Raw genomic sequence first — 12,154 nt, forward strand, 5'->3', positions numbered from 1 at the left:
ACGACACGTTATGGTAACTCATCGTCAGCGCTACCGTGAAAAAGTCTCCCAGATGGTTAGTTGGGGGCACTGGTTTGCACTGTTCAACATTCTGCTGGCTATCGTGCTCGGCAGCCGTTACCTGTTTGTCGCCGACTGGCCGACAACGCTGGCCGGTCGCGTTTACTCTTATCTGAGTATCGTCGGCCATTTCAGCTTTTTGGTATTTGCCACCTATCTGCTGATTCTGTTCCCGCTGACGTTCATTGTGATGTCCCAGAGGCTGATGCGTTTCCTGTCAGCCATTCTGGCGACGGCCGGAATGACGCTTCTGCTGATCGACAGCGAAGTGTTTACCCGTTTCCACCTGCATCTTAATCCCATCGTCTGGGAACTGGTGATTAACCCCGACCAAAATGAAATGGCGCGCGACTGGCAGCTGATGTTTATCAGTGTGCCGGTTATCTTATTGATTGAAATGCTGTTTGCGACCTGGAGCTGGCAAAAACTGCGCAGCCTGACGCGTCGTCGTCACTTCGCCAAGCCGCTGGCCGCCTTCTTCTTTGTGTCATTTATTGCTTCACATGTGGTCTATATCTGGGCGGATGCCAATTTCTATCGTCCGATCACCATGCAGCGCGCCAATCTGCCGCTCTCCTATCCGATGACCGCGCGCCGGTTTCTGGAAAAACATGGCCTGCTGGATGCGCAGGAGTATCAGCGCCGTCTGGTCGAACAGGGGAATCCGGAAGCGGTGTCCGTGCAGTATCCACTGAGCGAATTACGCTATCGCGATATGGGAACCGGGCAAAACGTCCTGCTGATCACGGTCGATGGCCTGAACTATTCGCGCTATGAAAAGCAGATGCCTGCCCTTGCCGAATTTGCCGGGCAAAACATTGCCTTCACGCGCCACATGAGTTCCGGCAACACCACCGATAATGGTATTTTTGGCCTGTTTTACGGCGTGTCGCCGAGCTATATGGACGGTATTCTGTCCACCCGAACGCCGGCTGCGCTGATTTCGGCTCTGAATCAGCAAGGCTATCAGTTGGGACTGTTCTCTTCCGACGGCTTTACCAGCCCGCTCTACCGCCAGGCGTTACTGTCTGATTTCTCAATGCCAAGCGTACAGACGCAGTCTGACGAACAGACCGCCAGCCAGTGGATCAACTGGCTGGGGCGTTACGCGCAGGAAGACAACCGCTGGTTCTCGTGGGTTTCGTTTAACGGCACCAACATTGACGACAGCAACCAGTCTAACTTCGTTCGCCGCTACGCTCGCGCGGCGGGAGATGTTGATAAGCAGATCAACCGTGTGCTCGGCGCGCTGCGTGAGTCCGGTAAACTGGATAACACGGTGGTGATAATCACCGCCGGTCGCGGCGTCGCGTTGAGCGATGAAGAGAAAAACTTCGCCTGGTCGCGCGGTCACCTGCAGGTTCCGCTCATTATTCATTGGCCGGGAACTCCCGCGCAGCGGATCAACAGCCTGACCGATCACACAGACGTCATGACCACGTTGATGCAGCGTCTGCTCCACGTCAGCACGCCTGCTAATGAATATTCGCAGGGGCAGGATCTGTTCAATGCCAATCGTCGTCACTACTGGGTAACGGCGGCCGATCTCAGTACGCTGGCAATCACCACGCCGGAAATGACGCTGGTGCTGAACAACAACGGCAAGTACCAGACATACGATTTACGCGGCGAGAAGATTAAAGATCAGAAGCCACAGTTGAGTCTGTTATTACAGGTGCTGACAGACGAGAAGCGTTTTATCGCTAACTGATTTATTATTAATCAGTTAGCTGGATGTCCCCTTGCATTCGGTACGGAAAGCGGTAGTATTAGCTCCCACGAGTCGGCACGTAGCGCAGCCTGGTAGCGCACCGTCATGGGGTGTCGGGGGTCGGAGGTTCAAATCCTCTCGTGCCGACCAAAATTCCCCAGAAAAACCAGCCTTTTACGGCTGGTTTTTTTATTATTGCCGTCCACCGAAATGGAATTCGATTCGAGTTATGGACGGAAATAATGTTACACTTCCGGTTTTGCACAGCCGATCTTATTGCTTATGTGGCATCACTTCATCAAGTACACCTCCGTAGGCGTGATCAACACATTGATTCACTGGATAGTTTTTGCTATCTGCATCTACGCCTTTCATACCCATCAGGCGCTGGCGAATTTCCTGGGCTTCAGTGTGGCGGTCAGTTTTTCTTTTTACGCCAACGCCCGGTTTACCTTTAAGCAATCGACCACAACGCGTCGCTATCTGCTGTATGTCGGCTTTATGGGCCTGCTCAGTATCCTGACGGGTTGGGGGGCCGAACAGTGCGGTTTCCCACCGCTGGTGACGCTGGTCGCGTTCTCCGCCATTAGTCTCATTTGTGGCTTTATTTATTCCAGATTCATTGTATTCAAGGACGCACGATGAAAATTTCACTGGTCGTTCCTGTCTTCAACGAAGAAGAAACCATTGGCCTCTTTTACAAGACGGTGCGTGAATACGACGCACTGAAAGAACATGATGTCGAAATTGTGTTCATCAACGATGGTAGCACCGACGCAACGGAATCCATCATCAACGCCCTCGCCGTCGCCGACCCACTCGTTGTTCCGCTCTCGTTTACGCGAAATTTTGGTAAAGAACCGGCGCTGCTCGCCGGGCTCGACAATGCCAGTGGCGATGCCGTCATTCCGATGGATGTCGATCTCCAGGATCCTGTCGAAGTCCTGCCGCACTTGATTCAAAAATGGCAGGATGGGGCGGACATCGTGCTGGCTAAGCGTTCCGATCGCTCCGTCGATAGCCGCCTGAAGCGAAAATCCGCCGAGTGGTTTTATAAGCTACACAATAAAATCAGCACGCCGCATATCGAAGAAAACGTCGGCGATTTTCGGCTGATGAGTCGTGAAGTGGTGGACAACATTAAACAAATGCCAGAACGAAATCTGTTCATGAAAGGGATTTTATCCTGGGTTGGCGGCAAAACTGACATCGTCCTCTACGCGCGCGCCACTCGCTGTGCCGGGAAAAGTAAATTCAACGGCTGGAAACTGTGGAACCTTGCACTGGAAGGGATCACCTCTTTTTCTACCTTCCCTCTGCGTATCTGGACCTACATTGGTCTGGCGGTTGCCCTGCTTTCTTTCACCTACGGTGCAGGAATGGTGATAGATACGCTTCTGTGGGGAAATCCCGTGCGTGGCTATTCTTCCTTGATTGTGTCAATCCTGTTTCTGGGAGGCGTACAGCTTATTGGCATTGGCGTGCTGGGTGAGTATATCGGACGAATCTATGTCGAGACCAAGCAGCGGCCTCGATACATTCTGAAAAAACGTAAAACTGTGGACCACGATTCAGACAAGGATAACTGATGTTAAAGCATGTTAATAAAAGCATTCTTTTAATTGCCTTTTTTGCAGTATTTATCCTGGAGTGGTTCACCCCTATTCACTCCGATGATTACCGTTATGCCCTGCTTGGCATCTCATTTGATGCGCACCTGCATCACTACCTGACCTGGAGCGGGCGCATAGTGGCTGATTTTGTCAGCTCGCTTTTACTCGCCACCGGATCTCGTGGATTTATCTCAACCATGACCGGCCTTGTCGTCGTCGCGTTCTGCTATTTCATTGTGAAAACGCCGACGGGCACGCTGAAATGGAAAAAACATGACGCGCTGATCTTTACCCTTATTTTTCTGACCTTTTGGGTCGCTAACCCGAATATCGGACAAACGGTTTTCTGGATAGTCGGCAGCGCGAACTACCTGTGGACGAATCTGTTCGTCGCCGCATGGCTCTGGAACCTGTACCGCATACAGCTTCAGCGTGAAGAGCGTACACACATGGGTATGCTGTTGCTCGGGCTGTTGGCGGGCTGTTCCAATGAAAGCGTCGCGCCATTTGTCGTGGGTTTTGCCCTTCTGGCTATCGTGTACGATTACTGGCAAGCGAAACGCGTCTTTGCGAATAAGGTCGCGTATTTTTTGTCCGCACTGGTGGGCGCCAGTATTTTGATTTTCTCACCAGGCAATTTTATTCGCGCTCAGGGCGCTCATACCGTCTGGTATGATAAATCGATCGTTGAAAGAATCACAATTCATCTGAGCGAGCGCTTCTTTAACCACCTGGCGCTGGTCTGGATTTCTTATGTCGTACTGGTCTTACTGGCAATGCTTCTGATCGTGGCCAAACGACAAGGCCATCGCATTAAAAGTGCGAATCTCAACATGGTCGGCTTAATGCTGTTGGTGGGGCTGGGAACCTCTTTAATTATGGTGGCCTCCCCGTCGTATCCTGACCGCGTCATGCTGTCGACATTTTTATTTTTCCTGCTTGCCCTCTCGTTCCTTGCGCGGGAAGTCGTCACGGTAGCCGGACCATGTGTCATGAAAGGAGTCTATGTCGTTACGGGCCTGATGGCTGCGGTATTCATCTGGTCATACGCGTTAATGTATGCCGCTTATACGCGCGTTTATGAGCAGGATGTTGTTCGTGTGAATATCGTTAAGCGCCAACTCAGCCAGGGTCACAAGGACTTTACGGTGCCTGACTTCCACTTCCTGAAAATGCAAAACAGCGGAGGGCATTTCGGTTTCTTTCACGATCCGCAGGTCTATGGCCGTTATTTTGCCGCAGGGAATGTGGCGAAGAAAAAAGTTAACTTCGACTACTCCGTACTCGTCAACGGTAAGCAGCAAACCATCGATGACAATACCGTGGCCTGGTTCAATCACCGCGGTGATTTAATGCTGGTGAGCAAGCATCCATTAACCGGTACCGTGCAGGTGAAGACCGAATCGTCCGATACGTCGCGCTCGCTTACGCGCTTTACCGCCGCGAAAATTAACGATGAATACTGGTATTTCAGCGCCATACCTAAAGCAGAAGTGACTCACGTCGCGCTGCTGCCCTGAATAAAAAAGCCTCTCATCACGATGAGAGGCTCTCCCCCTTTTCCCGACAGGTTTTACTTCTTACCCATGCGTAATCTGGGGTAATATTTCTCCCTCTTATCGATGCGGTGAATCTGGACGATTCGCGATCGAATAACAATAATGATTCTAATAAAATCTCGGGAGATAACTATGCCTGAAGCAACGCCTTTTCAGGTGCTGGTGGTAGATGACCACCCTCTTATGCGTCGTGGTATCCGTCAATTACTGGAACTGGATCCGACATTTGAGGTGGTTGCCGAAGCGGGCGATGGTGCAACGGCGATTGATCTGGCAAACCGTCTCGATCTGGATTTAATCCTGCTTGATCTGAATATGAAAGGGCTGAGCGGTCTGGATACGTTGAACGCCCTGCGCCGCGATGGGATCACGGCGCAGATCATCATTCTCACCGTTTCGGATTCGGCCAACGACATCTACGCCCTGATTGACGCCGGCGCAGATGGCTACCTGCTGAAAGACAGCGATCCGGAAGTTCTGCTGGATGCCATTCGCACAGGCGCCAATGGCGGCAAAGTTTTCAGCGAACGCGTCAGCGATTATCTGCGCGAGCGCGAAATGTTTGGTGAAGAGGACGATCCGTTCAGCATGCTGACCGAGCGAGAGCTGGATGTGTTGCACGAGCTGGCACAGGGGCTGTCTAACAAGCAGATTGCCTCGGTCCTCAATATTTCCGAACAAACCGTAAAAGTGCATATTCGCAACCTGCTGCGCAAGCTCAACGTACGCTCACGCGTTGCCGCGACCATCCTGTTTTTACAAACCCGCGGTATGCAATAGCCCAGCAAATGCCCGATGGCGCTACGCTTATCGGGCCTGTGCCTCGCCATCTGGCCGGGTGGTTACTCGCTCTTTGGCGATAAGTGCTGCATCGCCTGCGCGATACTGCGCTCAATCACCGCACGACGCGTATCGTTCGCTGGCAGCATCTTCAACATCATCTCCCAGGCGGCAACCGCCTCGCCAAAACGCTCCTGCTCAAAGGCGTTGAAGGCATACATGCTCAGAACCCGCACATTGGCGTGATCGCTACGCACCAGTTCTCGCAGCAGCTCCCCTCCACGACGGTTATCATCAGGATCGGAAGAACGGGTCAGCGCCTCGGCATAGCCCAGCGCAGCATCGCTGTTCTTCGGATCGAGTCGATAGGCGTTGGCATACGCTTCGGTAGCGGTACTGGCATTGCCAAGCACCATTCCGATCCGCCCCAGCATGATCCAGCCTTCTACGTTCGTCGCATCACTTTGCAGACGAGTACGTAGCCCCAGCGCCAGACGCGTCATCTCTTCCTCATCCAGCGGCTGCGCTTTTGGATCCAGCGCGCGTTCCAGCAGTGCCGGACTTTGTGCCGTCGCCAGTTGCCAGATTTCCACCTGCTTATAGCTCCCGGTCTGGTAATAACTGACGGCCCCCACGATGACGGCAATCACTATCCCTGGCAGATAAACCGCCAGCCCGGCTCGTTTACCCTCCGGTAACGATATCTCATCCGGGAACACCTCCTGTTTCAGGCGTACCCGCCGACGCGAACGGGCAACGATAATCCAGCTACCTGCGCCAATTGCCGCCACGGGAAGCACCCACAGCAGAACAGTCAGTGGTGTCAGCGGCGGATCATAGGTGACGAAGTTACCGTAGCGCGCCACCATATAGTCGACGATCTCTTTCTGACTTTTCCCTTCCTGCATCAGCTCATAGACTTTCTGCCGCAGGTCGGTCGCAATCATCGAATTGGAATCCGCGATGCTGTTGTTCTGGCATTTTGGACAGCGCAGTTGTTCAGTCAACTGGCGGAATTGTTGCTCCTGGGTCTCATCCTTAAACTGCATCACATCAATGGTGGCCAGCGCGTTAGCAGAAAACAGCAGCATCAGCACACTCAGCAAAATTCTCATTGCCCGGCCTCCTTACTGTATTTCTCCCACAGCGGCTTGATTTCACTCTCCCAGACGCGGGCGTTCAAATCCCCGGCATGCCGATAGCGAATAATGCCTTTACCGTCGATCAGGAAGGTTTCCGGCGCGCCATAGACTCCAAGATCCAGGCCCAGCATACCGTCGCCGTCAAACAGGCTCAGCGCGTAAGGATTACCCAACTCTTTCAGCCAGACGATGGCCTTCTGGCGATCGTCTTTATAATTCAGCCCCACTACGCGAATCCCCTGTGCCGACAGCTGGTTCAGGTACTGATGCTCAGCGCGGCAGGTCGGACACCACGTTGCCCAGACGTTGAGTAAGACCGGTTTACCCTGAGTCAGCACGTCTGCCTCATAATGCTTACCGGGGTTCTCCAGCGACTCAAGCCGGAAAGTTGGTACCGGTTTACCAATCAGCGCCGACTCCAGATTCGTCGGCGTGTCGCCTTCTGCGTTACGCGCCAGTTGCCATAGCAGCGCTGCGGCAATCACGAGAAAAATCACAAAGGGAATCAAAAGTACGTTGCGCTTCATACCGCCTCCGACGCCGATTTTTGCGGTTGTACGCGTTTGCGATAACGCGGGTCAAACAGGCATAACAGCCCTCCCAGCGCCATCAATATCCCACCCGCCCAGATCCAGCGAATAAACGGTTTGTAATACAGACGAACAGCCCACGCGCCGTTATCCAGCTCTTCACCGAGCGCGGCGTACAGATCGCGGGTGATACCACCATCAATCGCCGCTTCCGTCATCATCGAACTGGTGCTGTTGTAGAACCGTTTTTCAGCATGCAACGTTGCTTCTGCCTTGCCATCACGGGTCACGCTGATAATCGCCACACCACCGCGATAGTTTGGTCCGGTGATATCCTTCACTTCACGGAAGGTGAAGCGATATTCATGAATATCGACGCTGTCACCGGCTTTCATGCGAACATCGCGCTCGACGCTGTAGTTCTGGCTGAAGGCGATGCCGACAATTGTCACCGCCAGGCCGACGTGTCCGGCCACCATTCCCCAGTAGCTCAGCGTCATTTTCGCGCCACGTGAAATTCGCAGCGCAAGCTCCGCCATCGCCAGCACAAACACCCAGCAGGCCATTGCCAGCCCGACTACGGTCATGGCGACAATCTTGTTCTCAAACAGCCACGGCAGCAGCAGAGAGAGTACGAGGGTGCTGACCAGCGCGATAACCAGCAGTCGTTGCAGTTTACGCGGTCGATCGCGTCCCCAGCGGACCAGCGGGCCAATACCCAACAGCAGGGCAAACGGCGCCATCAGCCAGGTAAACATGGTATTAAAAAACGGTTCGCCAATAGAGATACTGCCCAGACCGAGTTGCTTATGCACCAGCGGCAGCAGCGTGCCGAGCAGCACGACCAGCATGGCGGCAATCAGCAGCACGTTATTACCGAGCAGCAGCGATTCACGCGACCAGAGGGCGTTATTGACCCGGGAGCGAACCTTATGTCCTCGCGTGGCAAACAGCAGCAGCGAGCCGCCGATGACCAGCACCATGAAGGCCAGAATGAACATCCCGCGAGACGGGTCGGAAGCAAACGCATGCACCGACACCAGCACGCCCGAACGCACGAGGAACGTCCCCAACAGACAGAGCGAAAACGCGCAGATGGAGAGCAGTAGCGTCCACGCCTTGAAACTGCCGCGCTGTTCAGTGACCGCCAGCGAGTGCATCAGTGCGGTTCCCACTAACCATGGCATAAACGAGGCATTTTCCACCGGATCCCAGAACCACCAGCCTCCCCAGCCCAGTTCGTAATACGCCCATGCTGAACCCAGCACAATCCCCAGCGTCAGGAAAACCCACGCGGCCAGCGTCCATGGACGGGAAAAACGGGCGAAAGTGCTGTCCAGGCGACCGCTCATCAACGCCGCGATAGCGAACGCGAAGGCGACCGAGAAACCGACATAGCCCATATACAGCAGCGGCGGATGGAAGATAAGCCCAGGATCCTGCAACAACGGGTTGAGATCGCGCCCTTCTATCGGGAAATTCGGCAGCGTGCGGGCGAACGGGTTGGAGGTAAACAGGATGAACAACAGAAAACCGACGCTAACCATCCCCATCACCGCAAGTACGCGGGCGACGATATCCAGCGGCATCCGCTGGGAAAACAGCGCGACGGCAAAGGTCCAGCCGCTCATCAGCAACACCCACAGCAGCAGCGAGCCTTCATGCGCCCCCCAGGTGGCGGCAACGCGGTACCAGACCGGCAGCTGCGTGTTGGAGTTACTGGCGACGTAAACGACGGTAAAATCATTCACTACAAAGGCGTTGACTAGCACCAGAAAGGCACCCATCACGAGGATAAACAATAGCCAGGAAAACGGTCTTGCCGACGCCATCATCCGCGCGTCGCCTCGCGCCACGCCCCACAGCGGATAGACTGAGAGTAACAACGCAACGCCCAGTGCCAGGCATAACAGCGCATTGCCAATTTCAGGCATCATGATGTTTTATCCTTATAGACGCTCTCGGGACGGCGGTGGTTATCCTGCATCGCTTTTTCAACTTCCGGCGGCGTGTAGTTTTCATCGTGCTTGGCGAGGACTTCTTTCGCCTGAATATGGTTTTTCTCGCCGAGTTCCCCCTGCACCACCACGCCTTGTCCTTCACGGAACAGGTCCGGCAGAATGCCTTCGTAGGTCACATCCACCACGCCTTCGGCATCATAGATGCTGAAATTCACCTTCAGCGAGTTGGGGTCGCGCTTGACGCTGCCGGGCATAACCATACCGCCCACCCGAAGGCGCTGACCCACTTCCGGCATTTGCTGCGTTTCGCGCTTGCCGTAGAGAATCTCGCCTGGCGTGTAGAACAGGTCGATGTTGGCGCGCAGCGCATACAGCACCAGCGTAATCGTCAGCGCTAACCCGACAAGCACGCCGCAGGCAATCCATAAACGGTTCTTACGTCGAATATTCACGCCGCCTCCCGTTGTGTCTGCGCTGCACGCAGGCGGGCTTCACGCGCCCGCTGACGGGAGACATCACGCAAAATTGCGCGATGCTGCGTCACGGTATGAATGACCAGCACTGCCAGCGGGATGACGCTCAGCGCCACAGCCAGCCAGACGTAAAAGGCGTAGCCGCCCATCGCAAAAAAATCACTCCAGGATGCAAATGCAGTGGTCATTGGCGTCCTCTTTTTAAGATCAGTTCACTCACCCACGGGCGACGTTTTTCCATTATCAGAATCAGGTTACGCATCCGCATCAGCGACAGCGTGATAAACAGCAGCAGATAGCCGATAATCGCCAGCCGCAGCGGCGTGCGCATGGCCGGATCGATGCTTTGTTGCATACGGGTCGAGCCCTGATGCAGCGTGTTCCACCACTCCACCGAATAGTGAATGATCGGCAGGTTCACCACGCCAATCAGCACCAGGATCCCCGCCGCGCGCCCCGCCATCTTACGGTCATCAAAGGCGTGCCACAGAGCAATTGCGCCGACGTAGAGAAACAGCAGCACCAGTTCTGACGTCAGCCGCGCATCCCACACCCACCAGGTACCCCACATCGGTTTACCCCAGGCCGAGCCGGTGACCAGCGCAATAAACGTAAACACCGCGCCAATCGGCGCCATTGCAGCCAGCGCCAGGTTCGCCATCTTCATCTGCCAGACCAGACCGATAAACGCGGCTACCGCCATCGAGGCATAAATCCCCATTGACCAGATCGCCGCCGGAACGTGCAGATAAATAATGCGGTAGCTCTGCCCCTGCTGGTAATCCGCCGGCGCAAAACCGAATCCCCAGATCCAGCCCGTCGCCAGAACCAGGACGCAGGCGACGGCCAGCCACGGCACAAAATAGCCACAAAGCTGATACAGCCGTGGGGGCATAGCCAGTTGATGAAGTGTTTTCCACATAGTTCAGTCACCAGACTCAAACGAATAAAGTTACCGTCATGCCGGATAGCGGCTGATGCCTTATCCGACCTAAAAACCCGGCTCTTGTCGGCCTGAAAAGCGCAGCGCCATCAGGCAACTCATTACTGCAAACTAATGCGTAACGCCGCCGCCGTTGCAAAAGGACTTAACGTCGCGCTACCTGCCAGTAACGCGCCCAAAATCGCCATGTATCCATCCACTGGAAGATGCATGGATGCCGCATCCATCGCGGCAGTCGCAAAAATCAACAAGGGAATGGTCAACGGCAGTACCAGTACGCTCAGCAATACACCGCCGCGCTTTAACCCGACCGTTAACCCCACCCCCGGTGCGCCGAGAAAGCTCAGCGTCGGCGTCCCCAGCAGTAGAGTCAGCGCCATAATTTTCCAGCCGTAGAGGTCCATCCCCAGCAGCAATGCCACCAGCGGAGAGAGGATCAATAGCGGCAGACCGGTGACCATCCAGTGGGCCATCACTTTTGCCAGCACCACCATCGGTAATGGGATTGGCAGCAGCATCAGTTGCTCAAGGCTGCCGTCCTGCAGGTCATCGCGAAACAGTCGCTCCAGCGCCAGCAGCGAGGCCAGCAGTGCAGCAACCCAAATAATCCCCGGCGCAATGCGCGCCAGCAACTGCGGTTCCGGCCCAATGCTCAGCGGGAACAACGTAATAACAATCAGGAAGAACCACAGCGGGTTGGCAATTTCCGCGCTATGGCGAAAGGCAACGCGCAGTTCGAGACGGAAGATACGCCACATCATTGCCCTGCCCTCTCGTGAGTCAGCGCAATCCGGCGAATGCGGTCTGTAGCAACGTTCATTGGCTGGTGGGTGGTGAGGATAACGATCCCACCTTCTTCGGTATGCTGTGCCATCCGCTGCGTCAGGCGTTCAACGCCGTTCACATCAATGGCGGTAAAGGGTTCGTCGAGGATCCAGAGCGTGGCGCGGGTCAGCCAGAGACGCGCTAACGCCACCCGGCGCTGCTGTCCGGCAGAAAGCTGGTTCACAGGGATATCTTCGTAACCGGCAAGGCCGGCCTGCGCCAGCGCCGCGAGACATTTTGCAATGTCGCCGTCCTGATGGAAAAAACGCAGGTTCTCCAACGCCGTCAGCCGGGTTTTGATCCCCGGCTGATGTCCAATCCACAACAAATTTTGATGGTAGCTGTCCCGCACACGATGTAGCGGTTGCTCCTGCCAGCACACCTCCCCGGCATCAGGACGAGAAAGTCCTGTCAGCAACCGCAACAGGGTGGTTTTCCCTGCGCCGTTGCCGCCGGTGACCTGTATCCACTCCCCGGCGTTGACCTGGAACGACAAATCGCTAAACAGGACTCGTTCATCCCGCTCACAGAGGAGCTTTCTGGCTTCAAGCATACTA

Annotated in this window: 13 protein-coding genes, 1 tRNA gene and 1 pseudogene; 7 read left to right on the forward strand and 8 right to left on the reverse strand. The window is 54.9% G+C overall.

The annotated features are described in order from the left end of the window. Positions 1-10 precede the first annotated feature (10 nt). The 7 genes and pseudogenes from yejM to narP all read left to right on the forward strand — a co-directional run bounded on the left by yejM (position 11) and on the right by narP (position 5,723). Complete coding sequence (gene yejM / locus ACQ0PY_RS15625) at positions 11-1,771, forward strand: LPS biosynthesis-modulating metalloenzyme YejM (protein ID WP_109740409.1); 1,761 nt, start codon at positions 11-13, stop codon at positions 1,769-1,771. A 73-nt stretch (positions 1,772-1,844) separates the two neighbouring features. Then, positions 1,845-1,921, forward strand: a tRNA-Pro gene (locus tag ACQ0PY_RS15630). Further along, positions 1,877-1,970, forward strand: a pseudogene (locus ACQ0PY_RS15635) (hypothetical protein); the annotation flags it as partial. The gene ACQ0PY_RS15630 and the pseudogene ACQ0PY_RS15635, both read left to right, overlap by 45 nt. 83 nt (positions 1,971-2,053) lie before the next feature. Beyond that, complete coding sequence (locus tag ACQ0PY_RS15640; protein WP_044326632.1) at positions 2,054-2,416, forward strand: GtrA family protein; 363 nt, start codon at positions 2,054-2,056, stop codon at positions 2,414-2,416. Further along, on the forward strand, positions 2,413-3,360 hold the full coding sequence (locus ACQ0PY_RS15645; protein ID WP_058586842.1) for a glycosyltransferase family 2 protein: 948 nt from the start codon (positions 2,413-2,415) through the stop codon (positions 3,358-3,360). Before ACQ0PY_RS15640 ends, ACQ0PY_RS15645 begins: the two co-directional genes overlap by 4 nt. Then, entirely contained in the window at positions 3,360-4,904 is a 1,545-nt protein-coding gene (locus ACQ0PY_RS15650; RefSeq protein ID WP_109740410.1) for a DUF6056 family protein, read from the forward strand. The genes ACQ0PY_RS15645 and ACQ0PY_RS15650 overlap by 1 nt, the downstream gene beginning before the upstream one ends. Before the next feature lie 171 nt (positions 4,905-5,075). Next, positions 5,076-5,723: a nitrate/nitrite response regulator protein NarP gene (narP, locus tag ACQ0PY_RS15655; RefSeq protein ID WP_043000091.1), complete on the forward strand. Its 648-nt coding sequence runs from the start codon at positions 5,076-5,078 to the stop codon at positions 5,721-5,723. A 62-nt stretch (positions 5,724-5,785) separates the two neighbouring features. Here the strand turns inward: narP and ACQ0PY_RS15660 are convergent, their stop codons facing one another. The 8 genes from ACQ0PY_RS15660 to ccmA all read right to left on the reverse strand — a co-directional run bounded on the left by ACQ0PY_RS15660 (position 5,786) and on the right by ccmA (position 12,150). Continuing rightward, entirely contained in the window at positions 5,786-6,838 is a 1,053-nt protein-coding gene (locus tag ACQ0PY_RS15660; protein ID WP_109740411.1) for a cytochrome c-type biogenesis protein CcmH, read from the reverse strand. Continuing rightward, positions 6,835-7,392 (reverse strand): thiol:disulfide interchange protein DsbE, encoded by a 558-nt coding sequence (gene dsbE / locus ACQ0PY_RS15665; protein ID WP_043000089.1) that lies wholly within the window; start codon positions 7,390-7,392, stop codon positions 6,835-6,837. The genes ACQ0PY_RS15660 and dsbE overlap by 4 nt, the downstream gene beginning before the upstream one ends. Continuing rightward, entirely contained in the window at positions 7,389-9,332 is a 1,944-nt protein-coding gene (locus tag ACQ0PY_RS15670) for a heme lyase CcmF/NrfE family subunit (protein ID WP_043000088.1), read from the reverse strand. Before ACQ0PY_RS15670 ends, dsbE begins: the two co-directional genes overlap by 4 nt. Then, complete coding sequence (gene ccmE / locus ACQ0PY_RS15675) at positions 9,329-9,808, reverse strand: cytochrome c maturation protein CcmE (protein ID WP_043000087.1); 480 nt, start codon at positions 9,806-9,808, stop codon at positions 9,329-9,331. Before ccmE ends, ACQ0PY_RS15670 begins: the two co-directional genes overlap by 4 nt. Then, entirely contained in the window at positions 9,805-10,017 is a 213-nt protein-coding gene (gene ccmD / locus ACQ0PY_RS15680) for a heme exporter protein CcmD (protein ID WP_043000086.1), read from the reverse strand. The genes ccmE and ccmD overlap by 4 nt, the downstream gene beginning before the upstream one ends. After that, a complete protein-coding gene (locus tag ACQ0PY_RS15685; protein ID WP_043000085.1) occupies positions 10,014-10,751 on the reverse strand; it encodes a heme ABC transporter permease in 738 nt (245 codons plus the stop codon). The genes ccmD and ACQ0PY_RS15685 overlap by 4 nt, the downstream gene beginning before the upstream one ends. Positions 10,752-10,873: 122 nt before the next feature. Then, positions 10,874-11,533, reverse strand: coding sequence for a heme exporter protein CcmB (ccmB, locus tag ACQ0PY_RS15690; protein WP_043000084.1), 660 nt, complete (start codon positions 11,531-11,533; stop codon positions 10,874-10,876). After that, positions 11,530-12,150: a cytochrome c biogenesis heme-transporting ATPase CcmA gene (gene ccmA / locus ACQ0PY_RS15695; RefSeq protein WP_042317910.1), complete on the reverse strand. Its 621-nt coding sequence runs from the start codon at positions 12,148-12,150 to the stop codon at positions 11,530-11,532. Before ccmA ends, ccmB begins: the two co-directional genes overlap by 4 nt. Between the last annotated feature and the right edge of the window lie 4 nt (positions 12,151-12,154).

The organism is Citrobacter sp. LST-B2 (assembly GCF_057983045.1).

Bases quoted from the DNA above. Each gene is read 5' to 3' on its own strand.
- ACQ0PY_RS15650 (WP_109740410.1), top strand. From the start codon at position 3,360: ATGTTAAAGCATGTTAATAAAAGCATTCTTTTAATTGCCTTTTTTGCA.
- ACQ0PY_RS15670 (WP_043000088.1), bottom strand. From the start codon at position 9,332: ATGATGCCTGAAATTGGCAATGCGCTGTTATGCCTGGCACTGGGCGTT.
- ccmA (WP_042317910.1), bottom strand. From the start codon at position 12,150: ATGCTTGAAGCCAGAAAGCTCCTCTGTGAGCGGGATGAACGAGTCCTG.
- yejM (WP_109740409.1), top strand. From the start codon at position 11: ATGGTAACTCATCGTCAGCGCTACCGTGAAAAAGTCTCCCAGATGGTT.
- ACQ0PY_RS15685 (WP_043000085.1), bottom strand. From the start codon at position 10,751: ATGTGGAAAACACTTCATCAACTGGCTATGCCCCCACGGCTGTATCAG.
- ACQ0PY_RS15645 (WP_058586842.1), top strand. From the start codon at position 2,413: ATGAAAATTTCACTGGTCGTTCCTGTCTTCAACGAAGAAGAAACCATT.
- ccmD (WP_043000086.1), bottom strand. From the start codon at position 10,017: ATGACCACTGCATTTGCATCCTGGAGTGATTTTTTTGCGATGGGCGGC.
- narP (WP_043000091.1), top strand. From the start codon at position 5,076: ATGCCTGAAGCAACGCCTTTTCAGGTGCTGGTGGTAGATGACCACCCT.
- ACQ0PY_RS15660 (WP_109740411.1), bottom strand. From the start codon at position 6,838: ATGAGAATTTTGCTGAGTGTGCTGATGCTGCTGTTTTCTGCTAACGCG.
- dsbE (WP_043000089.1), bottom strand. From the start codon at position 7,392: ATGAAGCGCAACGTACTTTTGATTCCCTTTGTGATTTTTCTCGTGATT.
- ACQ0PY_RS15640 (WP_044326632.1), top strand. From the start codon at position 2,054: ATGTGGCATCACTTCATCAAGTACACCTCCGTAGGCGTGATCAACACA.
- ccmB (WP_043000084.1), bottom strand. From the start codon at position 11,533: ATGATGTGGCGTATCTTCCGTCTCGAACTGCGCGTTGCCTTTCGCCAT.